The sequence below is a fragment of the Halalkalibacter oceani genome, assembly GCF_023715605.1.
Lineage (GTDB): Bacteria > Bacillota > Bacilli > Bacillales > Bacillaceae_D > Halalkalibacter > Halalkalibacter oceani.
In genome coordinates, this window is sequence record NZ_JAMBOL010000003.1 from 79,289 (window position 1) to 95,878 (window position 16,590).

General features: G+C 46.7%; 19 protein-coding genes and 1 riboswitch. Of the genes, 6 read left to right on the forward strand and 13 right to left on the reverse strand.

Annotated elements, in window-relative coordinates:
• The first annotated feature begins 149 nt into the window (after window positions 1-149).
• Window positions 150-671 (forward strand): D-glycero-alpha-D-manno-heptose-1,7-bisphosphate 7-phosphatase, encoded by a 522-nt coding sequence (locus M3202_RS05355; protein WP_251194028.1) that lies wholly within the window; start codon window positions 150-152, stop codon window positions 669-671.
• Between the two features lie 9 nt (window positions 672-680).
• On the opposite strand, the gene M3202_RS05360 is transcribed toward M3202_RS05355, so the two are convergent.
• The gene (locus tag M3202_RS05360) at window positions 681-1,124 is read right to left on the reverse strand and encodes a YkzI domain-containing protein (protein WP_251194027.1); all 444 of its coding nucleotides are present in this window, start codon (window positions 1,122-1,124) and stop codon (window positions 681-683) included.
• A 466-nt stretch (window positions 1,125-1,590) separates the two neighbouring features.
• Between M3202_RS05360 and M3202_RS05365 the strand changes: the two genes are divergently transcribed.
• The gene (locus tag M3202_RS05365) at window positions 1,591-3,135 is read left to right on the forward strand and encodes an AbgT family transporter (protein WP_251222318.1); all 1,545 of its coding nucleotides are present in this window, start codon (window positions 1,591-1,593) and stop codon (window positions 3,133-3,135) included.
• Between the two features lie 86 nt (window positions 3,136-3,221).
• Here M3202_RS05365 and M3202_RS05370 read toward each other — a convergent pair whose 3' ends face one another.
• On the reverse strand, window positions 3,222-3,425 hold the full coding sequence (locus M3202_RS05370; protein ID WP_251194025.1) for a cold-shock protein: 204 nt from the start codon (window positions 3,423-3,425) through the stop codon (window positions 3,222-3,224).
• Between the two features lie 767 nt (window positions 3,426-4,192).
• Window positions 4,193-4,345 carry a hypothetical protein gene (locus M3202_RS05375; protein WP_251222319.1) on the reverse strand — a complete coding sequence of 51 codons (153 nt, stop codon included), beginning with the start codon at window positions 4,343-4,345 and terminating at the stop codon, window positions 4,193-4,195.
• 121 nt (window positions 4,346-4,466) lie between these two features.
• On the opposite strand from M3202_RS05375, the gene M3202_RS05380 reads away from it, so the two are divergent.
• Window positions 4,467-5,033 carry a hypothetical protein gene (locus M3202_RS05380; protein ID WP_251222320.1) on the forward strand — a complete coding sequence of 189 codons (567 nt, stop codon included), beginning with the start codon at window positions 4,467-4,469 and terminating at the stop codon, window positions 5,031-5,033.
• Window positions 5,034-5,118: 85 nt separating this feature from the next.
• Here the strand turns inward: M3202_RS05380 and M3202_RS05385 are convergent, their stop codons facing one another.
• Window positions 5,119-5,823 (reverse strand): YhcN/YlaJ family sporulation lipoprotein, encoded by a 705-nt coding sequence (locus M3202_RS05385; RefSeq protein ID WP_251222321.1) that lies wholly within the window; start codon window positions 5,821-5,823, stop codon window positions 5,119-5,121.
• Window positions 5,824-6,057: 234 nt separating this feature from the next.
• Between M3202_RS05385 and M3202_RS05390 the strand changes: the two genes are divergently transcribed.
• Window positions 6,058-6,213, forward strand: coding sequence for an aspartyl-phosphate phosphatase Spo0E family protein (locus tag M3202_RS05390; protein WP_251222322.1), 156 nt, complete (start codon window positions 6,058-6,060; stop codon window positions 6,211-6,213).
• A 189-nt stretch (window positions 6,214-6,402) separates the two neighbouring features.
• Window positions 6,403-6,582, forward strand: a riboswitch (Lysine riboswitch).
• Window positions 6,583-6,724: 142 nt separating this feature from the next.
• Entirely contained in the window at window positions 6,725-7,612 is an 888-nt protein-coding gene (dapA, locus tag M3202_RS05395) for a 4-hydroxy-tetrahydrodipicolinate synthase (RefSeq protein WP_251222323.1), read from the forward strand.
• A 68-nt stretch (window positions 7,613-7,680) separates the two neighbouring features.
• Here dapA and M3202_RS05400 read toward each other — a convergent pair whose 3' ends face one another.
• From M3202_RS05400 to M3202_RS05415, 4 genes are all read right to left on the reverse strand, one after another.
• The gene (locus tag M3202_RS05400; RefSeq protein ID WP_251222324.1) at window positions 7,681-8,607 is read right to left on the reverse strand and encodes a DMT family transporter; all 927 of its coding nucleotides are present in this window, start codon (window positions 8,605-8,607) and stop codon (window positions 7,681-7,683) included.
• A 233-nt stretch (window positions 8,608-8,840) separates the two neighbouring features.
• Window positions 8,841-10,076 carry a M24 family metallopeptidase gene (locus M3202_RS05405; protein WP_251222325.1) on the reverse strand — a complete coding sequence of 412 codons (1,236 nt, stop codon included), beginning with the start codon at window positions 10,074-10,076 and terminating at the stop codon, window positions 8,841-8,843.
• A 34-nt stretch (window positions 10,077-10,110) separates the two neighbouring features.
• A complete protein-coding gene (locus M3202_RS05410) occupies window positions 10,111-11,298 on the reverse strand; it encodes a M20 metallopeptidase family protein (protein WP_251222326.1) in 1,188 nt (395 codons plus the stop codon).
• Window positions 11,295-12,488: a cystathionine gamma-synthase family protein gene (locus M3202_RS05415; protein WP_251222327.1), complete on the reverse strand. Its 1,194-nt coding sequence runs from the start codon at window positions 12,486-12,488 to the stop codon at window positions 11,295-11,297. The genes M3202_RS05410 and M3202_RS05415 overlap by 4 nt, the downstream gene beginning before the upstream one ends.
• 210 nt (window positions 12,489-12,698) lie before the next feature.
• Between M3202_RS05415 and M3202_RS05420 the strand changes: the two genes are divergently transcribed.
• Window positions 12,699-14,366, forward strand: coding sequence for a PucR family transcriptional regulator (locus tag M3202_RS05420; RefSeq protein WP_251222328.1), 1,668 nt, complete (start codon window positions 12,699-12,701; stop codon window positions 14,364-14,366).
• A gap of 32 nt (window positions 14,367-14,398) precedes the next feature.
• On the opposite strand, the gene kapB is transcribed toward M3202_RS05420, so the two are convergent.
• The 5 genes from kapB to M3202_RS05445 form a co-directional block, all read right to left on the reverse strand.
• The gene (gene kapB / locus M3202_RS05425; RefSeq protein WP_251222329.1) at window positions 14,399-14,773 is read right to left on the reverse strand and encodes a kinase-associated lipoprotein KapB; all 375 of its coding nucleotides are present in this window, start codon (window positions 14,771-14,773) and stop codon (window positions 14,399-14,401) included.
• A 14-nt stretch (window positions 14,774-14,787) separates the two neighbouring features.
• Window positions 14,788-15,000 (reverse strand): hypothetical protein, encoded by a 213-nt coding sequence (locus tag M3202_RS05430; protein WP_251222330.1) that lies wholly within the window; start codon window positions 14,998-15,000, stop codon window positions 14,788-14,790.
• On the reverse strand, window positions 14,979-15,230 hold the full coding sequence (locus M3202_RS05435) for a hypothetical protein (protein ID WP_251222331.1): 252 nt from the start codon (window positions 15,228-15,230) through the stop codon (window positions 14,979-14,981). Before M3202_RS05435 ends, M3202_RS05430 begins: the two co-directional genes overlap by 22 nt.
• A 98-nt stretch (window positions 15,231-15,328) precedes the next feature.
• The gene (locus tag M3202_RS05440; RefSeq protein ID WP_251222332.1) at window positions 15,329-15,655 is read right to left on the reverse strand and encodes a hypothetical protein; all 327 of its coding nucleotides are present in this window, start codon (window positions 15,653-15,655) and stop codon (window positions 15,329-15,331) included.
• A 195-nt stretch (window positions 15,656-15,850) separates the two neighbouring features.
• Window positions 15,851-16,498 carry a YpjP family protein gene (locus M3202_RS05445; RefSeq protein ID WP_251222333.1) on the reverse strand — a complete coding sequence of 216 codons (648 nt, stop codon included), beginning with the start codon at window positions 16,496-16,498 and terminating at the stop codon, window positions 15,851-15,853.
• Window positions 16,499-16,590: the final 92 nt, after the last annotated feature.

Genomic DNA, 16,590 nt, shown 5'->3' on the forward strand with positions numbered 1-16,590 from the left:
TTTACAATTAAATCCTCGCTTATTCACGTTTATTCTAGCGGCTCAGAATCGATCAGTCAATATAATTCTGAATATTTTTATTATTTAAAATCTCTTTTCCGTATGAAAATCAGCAATTTTGCTTATGATTAATCTTGAAAGGAGGCATTATGAGACAAGCTGTTTTTTTAGACCGGGATGGGGTAATAAATGAAGTGTTATCGAAACGAGTGAGATTCGTCAATCGTCCATCGCATTTTTTCTTGTTAGATGGTGTCGGTGAAGCGATACATCTTCTCAACCGGGCGAACTGGCCGGTATTTGTCGTAACAAACCAGGGCGGCGTCGGCCTTGGCTACATGAGTGAAGCTTCCCTCCAGGAGGTTCATCAGGAGATGATCAGGCAGCTGGCTGCTTACGAGGCCAGAATCACGGCGATTGCCTATTGTGCCCACGCTCCCCATGCAGGCTGCGCCTGCCGCAAACCAGGCTCGAAAATGCTTGAAGATTTAGCCGTGAGATATGATGTTGATCTTGCAGCAAGCGTGATGGTCGGCGACCGGCAGGCTGATATTGAAGCGGGCAAAAAAGCGGGATGTACGACGATTGGCATTGGACAAAACGTGACCGGCGCCGATGCTCATTTCCCAAGCCTGCGTGCCGCCGTACCATGGATTCTCTCCAATACTTGAGGCGGCGGCTCAGCCCTTTGCCAGACGCTTCTGCTCCCTCCGTAACTCCTCCAGTTTATGTTTTATTTCCTGCACACTCATTTGATTGTTAGTCGTCAGCTCTTCATGAAGGACCATTAAATAATAGTCGATCTCCTGATAAATCTCCCGGGCTGTCCGTTTTCTTTTTTGCTCCAGCCTCTTCCTCGTTTTCAACGTAAATTGAATCGAGAAATCAAGTACTTGCAGCACAGGGAAACTAATGATTTGGGCCCGCAGAAGCTCAAGGTAATGTTTATGACGACGGAATGTTAATAAATTCCGCTCCTCTGAATTATAAATGTGCAAAATCATCGTCCCTTTATGAAACCCCCAAAATATTTGAAATTGCTGGTTCAAACAAGCCTGGACAATTCCTTTTAACTCCTTACGCGTTATAGCGAGTGATAAGTCTTCATGAACAAGTTTTTTCATACAGTTCACCAACTTTCACAAGTGATCGCCTACCAGAAAGCGTTTTCACCTCTTTATTTTATCCTATTCATTGATTTTCGTCATTATGTCAGTTTTATTGTTTACATAATAAAATTACAGGAAATAAGAAAACACGTAGCGTCCTTTCTTAGAAGCCGACGCCCTTCCTCGAATCAACCCGAAAACTTTTCTACTTTCTTATCTTTAAAAAAATCGAAGCAACTTCCCCTCTTTCCATTTCTAATTTGCTTACCATAATTTTATTGGACTATCCTTCCGATGATTCCCTACTAAATTCGCAAATAGAAGCAATACATTTATTTTTCTGAAATATCTTTTAGGTCATTTTTACTATTTTTTGTTTTTTCGTACACGCTCCGTTAATAATACGGTAGAATCAAAATCGTGTTTCCTTTTAAACAGATCGCACACTCTCTATATTTTATGATGAAAGGAGTTTATCTTGATGGATGATTCAATAAAGAAGCAAGGTATTTTCGGAAAATTTCTAAGCTTCATTGAGCGCGTTGGTAATAAATTGCCTCATCCGATTACGCTTTTTGCTATATTAGCCGTCGTTGTTGTGTTTCTGTCCGCTCTACTATCTTCCTTTGACATCAGCGTCGAGAATCCGACCGAGCCCGGTGAAACGTTGGCCATCACCAATCTGTTAAGCGGAGAGGGAATCGCTTATATTGTCACAAGCATGGTCAGCAATTTTATCAACTTTGCTCCGCTCGGTGTCGTCCTCGCGACGATGATCGGGATTGGCGTCGCCGAAAGAAGTCAGCTTATTAGCGCTGCGCTGCGCGGCCTTGTCACTTCTGTCCCGAGCCGCTTAATTACCGCTGCCCTGGTTTTCGCCGGGATTATGTCAAGCGTCGCTTCCGACGCCGGCTATGTTGTTCTTCCTCCATTAGGAGCGCTGCTCTTTGTTGCGTTAGGCCGCCATCCTCTCGCCGGGCTTGCTGCTGCTTTTGCGGGCGTCTCCGCCGGTTTCAGCGCGAATTTATTTCTCTCTGCCACAGATCCGATGCTTGGCGAACTGACAAGACAGGCGGCGGCGACGTTTGATCCGGCCTATGCTGAGACAATCAATATTGCGATGAACTACTACTTTATCGCGGTCTCTGTATTCGTCTTGACCATTGCCGGAACGTTCGTCACTGAAAAAATCGTCGAACCGAGACTTGGCACGTACAAAAACAAGCTGGAGGCAAGCCCTACGGGAATTGACTACTTACAAAAAGACGAAAAGCGCGCCCTCACATGGGCAGGTATTTCAATGGTTATTGTCGCTGTCATTATGTCTCTGCTTGTGTTACCTGAATGGGGACCTCTGCGCGGGGAAGGGCCGAACCCGATCGCCAATTCTCCGTTTATGCGCTCGTTGGGCCCTGTTATTTTAGTGCTGTTCCTCGTCCCGGGGATTGTGTACGGCGTCTTAATGAAGACGATTCGTAATGACAAAGATGTCGCGAACCAAATGTCCGATACGATGGCTTCGATGGGGATGTTTGTTGTTCTCGCCTTTACGGCCGGTCAATTTGTTGCCTATTTCAATGAAACGAATATGGGGATTGTTCTTGGTGTATATGGGGCTGAGTTTTTGCAGAGTGTGAATTTCACGGGAATTCCGTTAGTTCTTGCCTTCATCGCTGTGACTGGATTGATTAATTTATTTATCGGCAGCGCCTCGGCGAAATGGGCGATTATGGCTCCGGTATTCATTCCGATTATGATGCAGCTCGGCTATTCTCCGGAACTGACACAAATGGCGTACCGGATCGCTGATTCGACGACCAACATTATTTCACCATTAATGACCTACTTCGCGATTATCATCGCCTTTGCGCAAAAGTATGATAAGAAGATGGGGATTGGGACACTTATTTCCGTCATGGTCCCATACTCGATTGTTTTCTCAATCGTTTGGACAGCTATGTTAATCATCTGGATGCTGCTCGGAATTGATCTGGGACCGGCATCACCAATTCACTATCCTTCATAGATTGAACAAGGTTAAAGCAGATGTACTTTAAAAAAGCATACTAAAAAGGGTGCCCCCATTGGGGGCACCCTTTTTATATAAGCAAATTAAAGTTTTACAACGTTAGCTGCTTGTGGTCCACGGTCGCCTTCAACGATTTCAAATTCAACAGATTGACCTTCGTCAAGTGTTTTGAAACCTTCGCCAGTGATAGCACTGAAGTGTACGAATACGTCGTTTCCGCCTTCTACTTCAATGAAACCGAATCCTTTTTCTGCATTGAACCATTTAACTGTTCCAGTTTGTGCCATGCTAAAAACCCCAATCTTAATATTATTTACTTAATATGCTAATCATATTTACAAACCAAGGTAAATAAAAAATTCACATATTATAAGGAACATCAATCACAAATCGAGTGAATATCCCTTATAACATGTGAATACCAAACTCTTATGAATCTGTGTTTCTTATTTGATGAGCAAAACTAAATATAAATTGGTTATCAAGGATCTAGTATCAATCTTCAATCGATGAAAGCCCTACCTCTCATTCATCTTTACGGTTCCTTGACCGCGCCAGTGGAATGAAAAGAGCTATCTTGGGAATGAAGTCGACAACCATTGACTTTACTATAACTTATTATTGACAAAAATGCAAGCGCAATAATTTACTTTTCACCATTCCTGCCGCCTCCTGCTGTTTCATAACAGAAAGCAGAAAAGCTTGAGACTCAACTAGCTTACAGGCTGGACAAAAGGTAAAACACAACCTTTTGTCCAGCTTCTTCCTTTACTCAAGATCAAGTACGGCTGTAGTAATCATTAATCGATTCAAGGATCGTCGGCTCTTCTTTCACTTCAACCGGCTTGCGGTCAGTTTCCTTGCTCTGTTTTCTCACGATGATCTCCCTCCCGTTTTTTGTTATTCATCAATTGTGCTCTTCTCTTTCTCTTACCGCTAGTATATTCTTCTGTTCTATAATAGTCAACCTTTTTCGGGAAATTGTATTATTACATAATGTATTTTGTTTCAAAAAAAAGTGTGGCAAGGTTCTCTCCCCTTCACCACAACGGTTTTAATTCTTTTTCAGCTGTTGCTCAATTTGCAGTAATTGTTCATCGGCTCGTTTGTTGACGATCGTTTCGATAATATGAGACAGATGATTTCCGAACATCATCACCCCAAAAAACAAAGCAAAAAAGCAAATACTAAACACGGTCACCATCACGCTCCGCTCCCCCTTCATGCCTTTCTACCATGTATACGGTTTACCGGAGGCAGTCATGCATAAAAAAAGCGTCAGCTTCCATACTAAAGAAAAATTGGTTATGAAAGAGAGTTGAAGATACGTGTTTAGTCGAGCCTTCCTCACCTTTATGCTTCCTTTATTTTTGCTGCTTTTTGGCTGTGCAATGAATCCGCAGGACGACCTGATGAAAAATCTCGATGCAGAGCAGCATAAACGAGCAGACAGCTTAGCTCTTCATTCCAACAATACAGATCAAAATAAAGTTCGCGGCTTGCAGACGAACGACCTCCAGTCTTTTGCCAGTGAAGTTGGCTACTATCTTTCACAATCCGGCGAGCTGTTGCAGCAAATTTCTCCCTATTTTGATACTCCGAACTTGGGCGAGGGAGAGCTCGATCACATTTATGCCGCCTTAACGGCCTTTGAAGCGCAGAGTGAGCAGCTGCAAACGTTGTCGCCCCCGCCTGAATTTAATGGCTTTTTCCAGGTTCAGATGAGTACGCTGATTGAAGCACGGGCTCTCGCTGACCTGATTACAGCAGTGGCCGAAACCGGTGATATGTCACAGCTGGCGAACGGAAGAATTTATTATGAAAATGTCGTCATGGCTCATAAGCTGATGGAACGGGAATATTTAAATGTCTCCGAGGAGCACGGCCTTTACTAACAAGTGCACCAAACTGAAAAAAAGTTGTTCCAATCATAAGATGGCACAACTTTTTTTCAGGAAAATAAGCGGACGGCGCATGCCGTTACCTGCGTCCTTGAATCGTATCATCAATCAGATCGGCGAGCTCGCCGACGGTGCCGCCCACTCCTTCAAAAGGATGTGGCCAGGAGACATGATGCTCAATCGCATTCATTTGGTTAATCAAACGTCGGTTCGTTGTAATATAAACAGTTGATCCGCCAATCTCATCACGGATTTCATTTTCGACTGATTTGATTAGTTTCTTTCGATCCTGTTCATATGATTCAATGCCGATAATGATTTGATCGTCTTCGGCCAGCACATGAGCATCTTCAATATGTTCAAGGGCTTCTATCCGTTGTTCAATGCGGCGGAGTCTTTCTCCTTGCGCTGTTTGTTCGGTTTGAGCCTGATAAGATTTCCTCTGCAAGTACGGCTTATCACGATGAGCGTATTTATCCCGCAGAACATTCGGTCGGTTATTCAGCACCCTTTCCCCGCGTTTCGTACTTAAAATTCGTTTATTCGTCGTATATTGGCCTTCATGCCGAAGGGAATGTACAGGATCCGTCAACCCTTTCGGCGCGCGATCAGGCACGACCAAGTCCATTAAGGGGCCTTCCAAGCCACGGACACGCGCTACTCCATAGCCGCTGAATCCTTCCTCACGATTAGAATTCGCTCCCATTACAGACTTTTGTTCTACTTGACATCCTCCACAAAAAAGAATGCCCATTATAAGGATGATCGAAATGATTTTTTTCATTGGTACCTCCCTTCTTTTTGTTTAGTTTACGACATTCTTTTTATTTCACTCTTGCAATATTCAACAGGAATGGTGCAACACTCCACAGAGAAAAGTGTCGAACTTTCGGGGATTTTCATTTTTTCTGACTACTTTCGTGGAATTGCTTTTTTATTTACAAAAACCGGGTATAATGTAGCATTGTGATAGATAAAAACAATGTGCATTTTGCAAAATATAAGATGGAGTGAAGCAATGTATTATTTAAAAATCGAACAGAAAAGGGAACAAATGTTGACACTTGCCAAAACATACGGATTGACCGCCGACGTCACCGTACAGTGCAGCCAGGAGCTTGACAAGCTGCTCAACCAATTGCAGGCGAAAATGGTGCCTTTCTTAATGAAATAATCGGACAGATGGGTGATTCGAGCAACCTGTGTTTTCCTGTGAATCACCTTCATCTTGACCAGAAGCGGCGCAACGGCTTTGATCAATCTTTTTACGAAATAATTGAAATTCGCCCTAAAGTATTGCAATTATTAGCAGCATCTGTTAAGGTAGACACAAATTCATGTAAGAACTTACTTCATACGCTGAAGTGAGGGTAGAGGCGCAAATGCCATAAGTAAGCTTGTCGAGGAGTATGAGCTCTGAAGAAGCAAGTCGAAAGGGGAATTTGCCGAAGTTAACGGAAGCTCATAGTCCGTTGGCTGGGACTGTATTGAATAAATACAGGACTGTCATATAGCGTTTGCTATATGGAGGGCTATCTCACACATTGATTTGGTCTAGCGTCGTTTATGTACTGACGTACAGCTAGCCTGCAACAATGAGTCGAGAGCTCGTTGTTGTTTTTTTGTGCCTCCCAAAGTAGCCCAAACAACGTATGTAAACTTTTTAGAATTGAGGGTGAATAAGGATGAATTTCGGACGTATTCTAACAGCGATGGTGACACCGTTTAATCAGCATGGACAAGTTGATGTTGAAGCAACAAAGGAGCTTGTCGCCCATTTAATCTCAAATGGCTCAGACGCATTGGTCGTTGGTGGAACAACTGGTGAATCGCCAACTTTATCAACAGAAGAAAAATGCTTATTGTTTGAAACGGTTGTAAAAGCAGCAGACGGTAAGGTTCCGGTTATTGCCGGTACAGGTTCGAATAATACACAGGCTTCCATCGAGCTGACGCAAAAAGCTGAAAAGCTCGGTGTAGATGGCATTATGCTTGTCGTTCCTTATTATAATAAGCCTTCACAGGAAGGGATCTTTGCCCATTTCAGCACGATCGCCCGGTCTACAAAGCTTCCGGTGATGTTATATAACATCCCTGGCCGCAGTGCAGTGACGATGTCGGTTGAAACAACGTTGCGTCTTGCCCAGATTCCGAACATCGTGGCGACGAAAGAAGCAAGCGCTGATTTAGAAGCAATGGCGGCGATTATTGAAGGTGCGCCAGACGGCTTCTCTCTATATAGTGGAGATGACAGCCTGACATTGCCGATTCTTTCCATCGGCGGCATTGGCGTCGTTTCAGTCGCCTCGCACATTATCGGTAACGAAATGCAGCAAATGGTCCGCAATTTTCAGGCAGGACAGGTTCAAGCAGCTGCCCTGCAGCATCGCCAGCTTCTGCCTATAATGAAATCGCTGTTTATGGCGCCGAACCCGACTCCGGTAAAGGCTGCCCTCGAAATGCAGGGGATTAAAGCCGGCCCTGTCCGCTTACCGCTTGTGCCGCTCTCCGCAGAGCAGCAACAGCAGCTGAAAAGCGTGATCACACCGACGATGAATTTCTTTGTAAGTTAACAGCTTACGTAAAAAGGGTCTTCCCAAAAAGCTAACGCTTTTGGGAAGACCCTTTTTCGTATAACGTTTTACACAGCCTTTTTAGCTACAGGATGATGCTTTGCCCAAGCCCGTTCAATATAACCAGTGCCAAACAGAACACCGAGCACAATAAAGACAAAGCCAAATGTTTGATACCAGTAGATTTTTTCCCCTAAAAAAATCGCCGAGCTGACCAGACCAAAGAATGGAACGAAATTATTGAAAAGCGCGGTTTGGCCTGCCCCGATTTGCTGAATCGCCGCGTTAAATAAAAAGTGCCCTAAAGCCGTGGCAACGACAGCTGACAGGAAAAACAGAACATATAGATAAAACGGCGCACCGACTAAGGCTGACGGCCCTGTTGGTTCCAACATTAAGCTTAAACCAAGCAATCCGATTGAGCCAAATAACAGCATAAACGACGTCATCTGTTTTGAATCAAGCGTAGCGGTCGCTTTTTTAATATAAATAAAGCTGATCGCCTGCATCACCATCGCGATAAACACATACAGCTCGCCCGTTTGTACCGCCCAGTTACCGCCGCCGAGTCCCTGAATGAACATGACGCCGATAAAGGCCATCACAATGCCAAAGAAGCGCCATTTTGTTAAACGGTCTCCTAAAAAGATCACAGCGAACAAAAAGGTCGTCAACGGCAACAATGCGAGGATCAGCACCGTATTTGAAGCATTCGTTAACGTTAACCCTTGCGATAAAAAGAAATGATGGCCGACGACGCCGAAAGCTGTTGCTAAAAGCGTCAGCTGCCATTCCTTTTTCGTCATTTTTCTCATTTGCTTACTGAAAAGGACAATGGCAATCGCCACTACACCCGCAAGCATGATACGGAAGCTCGTCATCGTTGCCGGCGGGAAGGCATCCACGAGCAGCTTCAACAAAACGATGTTCAGCCCCCAGATGATCATCACGACAAAAATGACACAGTACGTAAAAATTAATGATTTCTCTTTCATTTTCTCCACTCCAGTTTTTCTCTCTCCCTTTTGTCTACCTCCCATCTTACCACTGTCAAATCGCCTTCGCTACGACTTTTTTTCCAAAATTTGTAGAAAGCGCTTTCTTGAAAAGGCCGGAAATCAGGAGGTCATTGAAAAACGTCCTATTTCGTACCTCGAAGAAAAAAGCTGCTGAAAAAGTGTAAATCGTCCTTTTTCAGCAGCTTCGTCGACCCGAAAGCCTGTGCGTTCTACGATGTGTGTTCGTCCGGAATGATGGAGATGACCGGTTTTTCGTACAAATCCCGTGGGAAAGCTGTCATCGTTTCTACGCCACGGTTGGTAATGCGAATTGTTTCCGTAATCTCCACACCATAGTCGTCGTACCATAAGCCTGGCATTAAGTGAAACGTCATATTCGGTTGCAGGACGGTTTGATCTCCCGGCCGAAAACTGACTGTATGCTCGCCCCAGTCTGGCGGGAAGCTTAACCCGACTGAATAGCCGAGACGCGAGCTTTTATGAAAGCCGTACTTTCCGATCGTTTGCCGCCACACCTGCTCCACTTCCTCGGCGAGCATCCCCGGCTTAATCGCTGCCAGCGTTGTCGCGATTCCTTCCTGGACGACAGCAGCCATTTCCTTGACATGCTGCGGGGCGCGGCCGACCGCCATCGTTCTCGCCATCGGCGTATGGTAGCGCTGATAGACGCCGGCAATTTCAATTGTCAAAAAATCCCCTTCTACATAGCGCCGTTCTGTCCAGGTCAAATGCGGGCAGGCCGTCTTCTCATTCGTCGGCAGCATCGGCACGATGGATGGATAATCACCACCGAACTCAGCCGTCCCCTGAACTTGCGCATGCGAGATCGCAGCGGCGACATCACACTCCCTCACTCCTGGGGCGACGGCCTCGTAAGCAGCCTTCATCGCTTTCTCCACAATCTTCGCCGCTTTCTTCATGTAGACAATTTCCTGCTCTGATTTGATCAAACGAACGCCGTTTACAAGACTTGACGTGTCCTTTAGCTTCGCGTTTGGCAAGCCGTGCTTCAGCCGCTCATAGCTTAAAGCGGTAAAGTAATGGGCGTCCATCTCGACCCCGATGACGCGGCTTCCTTGACCGATTTCCGTTAAAATATTGGCGATAAAATCAATCGGGTGTCTTTCTGTAGACTGGACATAATAATCCGGATAGGCAATAATATGCTGTTCATCAAGCCACGTTGTTTTGGCGACGCCCCCTGCATCCATCTGTCTGCCGATCCATAGCGGCTGGTCATCGTCCAGCGTCACGATCATCATCTGATGAACGTAAAAGCTCCAGGCCGCATAATGACTGACATAGTACATATTCGAAGGATTGGAAATGAGGAGCACATCAATGCCGACATCAACCATTCTGCTTTTTACCTTTTCCAGCCTTTGCTTATATTCTGATAACGGGAACAAATGCTCCACCCTCCTTTTTTCTTGTTGATTCTCCATTATGCCATCCTATCGGATCCAATCGCTGTCATTCTCATTGGATGGTGGATAGCGCTTTACCGGATAACAGGCGGAGGCCTGCTTCGACGAGAATGTTCGTACCAAGCTCAAGTGCCGCCTCATTAAAATCAAATGTTGGCTGGTGAAGCGCCGTCTGCTGCGGAAGGCCCGCCCCGAGAAAAAGCATGGCTCCCGGCCACTGAGCTGCCAGATGACTAAAATCCTCGCTGCCCATTCCGTACGGCTGCTCGTGAATCGCTATTTCCGGCTCAACCGAACGTACTGTTTCTTCGAGCAGCTTCACTATTTCCGGCGCATTTTTTAGAGCTGGTTCTCCGTGTTCCATCGTCAGCTCATAGCTCCCTCCATATGCTTTTACACTCTCAAGAACATGACGCAGCGCTATTTCCATTTGCCCTCTCGCCGCGATTGAATAGGTTCGAATCGTCCCATTGAGCCTGACCTGTGACGGAATGACATTTGCCGAGCTGCCAGCCTCAAGCCTGCCGATACTTAACACCGCCGGCTCCAGCGCCGCGATTTTCCGCGCCGGGATCCCATACAATCCGGGGAGAATCAGCGAAGTCAGCCAGATCGGATCAACAGCCTGCTCCGGATAGGCTCCATGCCCACCCGTCCCGCTAATGACGATCGAAAACGTATCGACATTCGCCATCACAATTCCCGAACAAAGCTTAATCTGCTTATATGGAAGCTCCGGGTCAAGATGAAGGGCGATCATCGCCATGACATCATCAAGAATTCCAGAAGCCAGTATATGCTGGGCGCCCGTCAAGCCTTGTTCATCACTCGTTTCTTCCGCCGGCTGAAACAGACATTTGACCGTGCCTTTCAGCTTGCCGCTTTCATGCAATTCGCTTAAGCGATGGACCGCGCCAAGCAGCATCGCTGTATGACCGTCATGCCCACAGGCATGCATGATGCCGCGGTGGACAGACTGATAATCGGCTCCGGTTTTCTCTTCAATCGGCAGGGCGTCAATATCGGCTCGCAAGCCAATGACTGGCGCTTCCCCGTTTCCGACCGTGGCCAGGACGCCGGTATCAAGCCCGATTGTTTCCTTGCCGGTATGAAGCGTTACGCCAGGCAGACCGGCTAATTGCTCAACGATATAGGCAGTCGTTTTATGCTCGGCAAAGCTAAGCTCAGGATAGCGATGGAGATGACGGCGCCAGATGATTAACTGTTCGGCTGCTGTCATCCTTCGTTCACGGCTTCAAGAGCCTGCTTCAAATCCGCCAGCAAATCACCTTGATCTTCAATTCCGGCTGAATAACGGACAAGGCCTTCCGGAATGCCAAGCGCCGCCCGCTCCTCCGGCGTGTTCTCGACATGACTTGTCGTCCGCGCCGGCCCAACCGTTGTTTCCACCGCGCCGAGATTTGCGGCACGATGTGCGATCTCAAGCTGTGGCAAAAATTGTCTGACCGCTTCCAGCCCTCCTTTTAAGGCAAAGCTCAGCATTCCGCCGAAGCCGCTCATCTGCTCCCGGGCAATCTGATGGTTCGGATGAGTCGGAAGCCCGGGATAATAAACGCTTGCGACTTTTTCATGCTCGCTTAAATAACGTGCTACCGCGAGGGCGTTCTCCTGCTGCTTTTCAACGCGCAGCTTTAATGTTTTCATTCCTCGCAGCAACAGATAGGCTGCCATCGGATCAAGTGAGGCGCCATTTATTTCGCGGTAATGGTAAATCGCTTCAACGAGCTGACGATCACCGCAAACGACACCGCCAAGCGCATCGGCATGCCCGCCGAGAAATTTAGTCGCACTGTGAATGACAAGATCCGCTCCGAGCGCCAGTGGATTTTGATTAATCGGTGTCGCGAACGTATTATCGACGAAAACGAGTGCTCCCGACTGTTTTGCCGCTTGCACAATCCGGCGGATGTCCGTTATTTTCACCGTTGGATTCGTTGGTGTTTCCAAATAGACGAGCCTGCAGCCTTTTTCGATTTCTGCTTCCATCTGCTCATGATTGCCCGTTTCGACAAGCTCGACCTCGATTTGCAGCTGAGGCAGAAATTCGGAAAAGATTTTATTCGTCCCGCCGTACGTGTCCTTGATTGAGACGAGGCGGTCGCCCGGTCTCAATACGGTCATGAGCGCATTAGAGATCGCCGCCATTCCGGTTGAACAGCTCGTTGCCGCTTCTGCTCCTTCCAGCTCTTTCACTTTTTCCTCAAAGGCCTGGACGGTTGGATTCGTATTGCGGCCGTAAATATGCCCGTCCCGTTTTCCAATCGCCACTTCATACCATTCATCAATGTCGTCGTATCCGTATGCTACACTATGAACAACCGGAACCTGCGTTGCTCCATGGGCCAAATAGTTCTTCTCCCCCGACCAGACGACCTGCGTTGCCTTGTTCATTCCTTCATATGCTCCCATGAAACCACCCCTTTACCAGTATGTAGTTCCATCTTACTCAGAATAATCAGAAAAAACATTGACCAAATTGTATGAAGATTATCGATGATTTTCATCTATTTTTAGCAATAGGCTATAGATGAGGAGAAAAGAAAGATTGTCCGGCGTTCCTTTCTTCTTATACAATAGGAAAAAACAAAAGCTGTTCAGGTGATGGAAGGAGTGAAGTGAATGGGGATAACGATGCAAGAGGTGTACAGTCTGCCATTATTCGAACATTCCATTCTCTGCTCCGGTACAGAGAAAATGGAAACAACCGTTGTAAAAGGCGTATCCGTGATCGAAACGCCTGTCGAGTCATTTGTCCGGCAGGATGAATTCGTGCTTACTTCCGGCGTCTCGTGCCGCGATGAAGACAGCTTCCATCAATTTGTAGACGAAGTGATCGCGGCAAAAGCAGCCGGACTCGCTGTCGCTTTAGGACCTTATGTCAAGCAAATTCCCGCTTCTGTTATCGAGCTGGCCCAGGCAAAGCAGTTCATTCTGCTGACAGTGGACTGGGAGGTTCGTTTTTCCGACATTCTCGAAGCTGTCTTTGCCCGAATTCATCAACGAAAGCGGGAAAATTTGGAGAAGATCGAGGCGTTGCGCAAATCGTTGCTGCATTATATTCTCTCCGGTCAATCGCTCCATACCGTAGCCGACCATGTCGCCAGTACGCTGACTTGTGACATCCTGATTGCGGATAAAAGAGGCGTGATTCTCGGTAAATCGAAAGCCGTCCATCCGGACCTTCAGGAGAAATGGCTCGTCTTTCTTCACAAACAATTAGTGGATGACGGAATTTATCAGCATGTGAACAGTGGCTTTGATTGGCTCGCCTATAAGGATGGCTATGCGCTGCAGCTGACGATTCATTCCGGTGCAGCGATTCAGGGCTACATCGTCGTTGGCGGCTTTGGAGAGGAGCCATTCAGTGAAGAGGAGCATCAGGAGTGGGTCAGCCTGCTTGAGCATGTTGCCACCGCCGTGGCGATTCACTTCTTTCATCAACAAGCAGCAAAAGAAACCGAGTGGCGCCTACGTGATGATTTTGTGTGGGAGCTGTCGCGCGGGGCGATTGCGACAAAGGAAGCGATGCTCTCACGGGCGAAATCACTCAGCTATCAAATCAACCTGCCCTATCTCGCTCTTGTTGCCAAAGCAGAGCAGGTCGAACAGGCATTCCAGGCAGCGAGTCATGTGACGATTTCCTTCGATCACTGGCTTCATGAATGCATCCGCTATATGGAAGAGGAGGCTGAAAGCATTGCCAAATCGATGGCGCTCAAATCGATGGTCACCTATCAGCAGCAGGAATTAATTATTTTTCTTGAAATCACCCATGAACCGGCCAGCTCCCAGGCGATGATCTATATTAAAAAATTTACAGAGCGGCTGCAACTGCTTTACCCTTCTCTCACGCTGTCGTGGGGGATCGCCAAGCAGTATGGCTATTCCTGCTTCCATACGAGCTATTTGGAGGCGAAGCGGGCGCTGGAGATCGGCCGCAAGCGGAAAGGTATCCCGTCCATTTCGACGTTCTCGGATACAAAGGTCGACCGCATCCTGGAAAGCATTTATCAAAACAACGAGCTGCTGGAGATTACCGGCTCGATCTTGACGGCCTTGCTGCGTTATAGCGAGGAAAGGCAAATTGATCTGCTTCACACGTTTACCACGTATCACCGCAACCGGCAAAACGTCAGTCAGACAGCGCGCGAGCTTAATCTTCATCGGCAATCGCTCCTCTATCGCCTCCGGAAAATCGAAAGCTTAACAGGCTGTTCGCTCGATGATGCCGACGATTTATTTTTGCTCGACTTAAGCACCCGCTTATGGCTTTATGACGGTGAATAATCCGACGATACGCAAAAAGAGTATGGGAGCTTTCACCACCCATACTCTTTTTCACATTCTTTCAGCTTTTCTTCGCATTTTCTCGCCCACTCACTATCAAGCTGCTGACAATTGGCAAGCTCCTTTTGAAACGCTTCTTTCAGTGATTCTTGATACGAAGGAATTTCACCTTCATACGGCTTCATCGACGAGAGCGGGACCCACGTTTTTTCGAATTCAGCCAGTGCTTTCCGCTGATGAAAAAGCGGGACATCCGCTTCCTTCGGATGATGCAGATCACCCTGCATCGGGTGCTTTAAAACCGCCGCCACTTTTACGAGAGCGCGCTGATTGGCAGGCTGCTCTTCAAGCAGTTCGGCGATATAAACCCCTGTTTTGTAAACAGCCCGGACATACTGGCGTTCCACTGCTGATCTCCCCCTTATCTTGTGACAAATCCACTGCCGAACATCAGCAGTAAATAGGCCGCAATCATCACAAATCCAATTCCAAAGCTCCACATCGCCCGCTTCTTTTTCTGTTGAAAGATGCTATAAATCCCGATCATACCAAAAATGCCAGTCAACAGAAAGAAACCAAATACGGCTAAAATGATAACTAAGTCCTGTTCCATCATAGGCCCGGAATGAGCCATGTAAAGGCCCGCCACATAAATTCTGACACAGGTACTAAATACTTTGTCGAAAACTCTTCCAATGATGTAGAGTGAGTGAAGGCATCAATGACAATGAAGCCAAAGGTAACTAAAATGACAATGATCGTTATGGATAAAATAATGGCAAGTAAAGCGATGTAGCTCAGAACGATCCGCAAGATCCACTTCAGCCACGGCGGTCTTGCTTTTCTATCTACTTGTGCATCCACGCAAATCCCCCTCATAGTTCAGACATGATACTCCCCTCTTATCCTACCAAATATCATCCTCAAGTTAGAGCTTGATTTGCGAAAAAATGATGAACAAGTCAATCAAGGTGAAGCTTTGATAATATTCCATCAATCGGCACCCCGGCCGGAGTAGAGATGTCATTAAAGTCAAACTCGGTTAAATTGATTGTGTCCGCTTCTGACGAGTCCTCCCCTTTCCCTTCTCCTGCGTCGGCAACTGTACTTCCTTCTTCCTCACCATCATCCGTTCGTTGTTGCTCAGTGAATGGATCAGCTGCTTCAGCTGTTTCCTCCAGCGAGACATCATCTGTTGAGCCTGTCTGCAGAAACTGAACAATCACAAGTGTCCAAATCGTCACAAAAAGCAACGCTGCCGGCAATAACAGCCATCTTTGTTTAGCCATATGCTCCACTCCATATCATACATACTTCTTTTTGTTTACGTTACTCTGCTCCTGCTAAATAGTACCTTTATTCTATCATGGCCGGCCAGCTTTTGTCATCGTTCTCCATTTTCCTTGTTCATGATCACGATGGAAAGGAGAGTCAGCGTTTCCTCGGGCTGAGCAGCCCGCCTCCATAGAAAAAACCGCATCCATTTAGACGCGGTCTTCTCCGTTCCATTGGGGAGGCATGTCCTTTCCCCAGTAAATCGTCCCCAATTCATGGTGACGTTCATATTGATCGAGGTATGTGTGATAATGAAAATTAAAGAAGTAGCCTTGCTTCGGCGGCTGGTCACGCCGAACATGAAAGCGAAAATAGTCCGTTCCGCTTTCATCATTGTACAAGTGAACAATCTTCTCTCCCAACCCCGAGGCAGGCTGAACCGAAAGCTTGACGTGCTTCCAGTCCTCTTCTGTAAACGTCCGGGCGGTATCGATCAGCCCAGTTGTCAGACGCGGCAATATTTCCTCCGCAAAGGGCTTATTGATCCGTTGAGAAATTGCCGTTCCGAACTTATTCAAGCTTTGCTCATAAGCCTGCTTCACGAAATATTGCTGCAGCACCTCAGCCGATGTAATATCGCGGTGAATATAGTGCTCCGTCTTCGCCGGAAGCACTTCATGAAATAGATCATAATTATCCTGATCAACTTTATAAATTAGTGGGTTGTCGTTATTTTCATCCAGTGCCCTCTGCGGCTCGTCTGCATGGACCTCCCGAACAAAGTCGAAAGGAACAAACATTCCAAGTGTCAACAAGGCCGATGATATGACGATACCACGCTTCATCCATGGAAACATCATGAGTCGCCCTTTCATTGTTACAATTTTCTCTCTATTTTCATTTTCTCATGAAACAATGAAAAAGGCTATTACAAAATCGTTACAAGCTT

Bases quoted from the DNA above. Each gene is read 5' to 3' on its own strand.
- M3202_RS05355 (WP_251194028.1), top strand. From the start codon at position 150: ATGAGACAAGCTGTTTTTTTAGACCGGGATGGGGTAATAAATGAAGTG.
- M3202_RS05360 (WP_251194027.1), bottom strand. From the start codon at position 1,124: ATGAAAAAACTTGTTCATGAAGACTTATCACTCGCTATAACGCGTAAG.
- M3202_RS05365 (WP_251222318.1), top strand. From the start codon at position 1,591: ATGGATGATTCAATAAAGAAGCAAGGTATTTTCGGAAAATTTCTAAGC.
- M3202_RS05370 (WP_251194025.1), bottom strand. From the start codon at position 3,425: ATGGCACAAACTGGAACAGTTAAATGGTTCAATGCAGAAAAAGGATTC.
- M3202_RS05385 (WP_251222321.1), bottom strand. From the start codon at position 5,823: ATGAAAAAAATCATTTCGATCATCCTTATAATGGGCATTCTTTTTTGT.
- M3202_RS05390 (WP_251222322.1), top strand. From the start codon at position 6,058: ATGTATTATTTAAAAATCGAACAGAAAAGGGAACAAATGTTGACACTT.
- dapA (WP_251222323.1), top strand. From the start codon at position 6,725: ATGAATTTCGGACGTATTCTAACAGCGATGGTGACACCGTTTAATCAG.
- M3202_RS05400 (WP_251222324.1), bottom strand. From the start codon at position 8,607: ATGAAAGAGAAATCATTAATTTTTACGTACTGTGTCATTTTTGTCGTG.
- M3202_RS05405 (WP_251222325.1), bottom strand. From the start codon at position 10,076: ATGGAGAATCAACAAGAAAAAAGGAGGGTGGAGCATTTGTTCCCGTTA.
- M3202_RS05410 (WP_251222326.1), bottom strand. From the start codon at position 11,298: ATGACAGCAGCCGAACAGTTAATCATCTGGCGCCGTCATCTCCATCGC.
- M3202_RS05415 (WP_251222327.1), bottom strand. From the start codon at position 12,488: ATGGGAGCATATGAAGGAATGAACAAGGCAACGCAGGTCGTCTGGTCG.
- M3202_RS05420 (WP_251222328.1), top strand. From the start codon at position 12,699: ATGGGGATAACGATGCAAGAGGTGTACAGTCTGCCATTATTCGAACAT.
- M3202_RS05430 (WP_251222330.1), bottom strand. From the start codon at position 15,000: ATGGCTCATTCCGGGCCTATGATGGAACAGGACTTAGTTATCATTTTA.
- M3202_RS05440 (WP_251222332.1), bottom strand. From the start codon at position 15,655: ATGGCTAAACAAAGATGGCTGTTATTGCCGGCAGCGTTGCTTTTTGTG.
- M3202_RS05445 (WP_251222333.1), bottom strand. From the start codon at position 16,498: ATGTTTCCATGGATGAAGCGTGGTATCGTCATATCATCGGCCTTGTTG.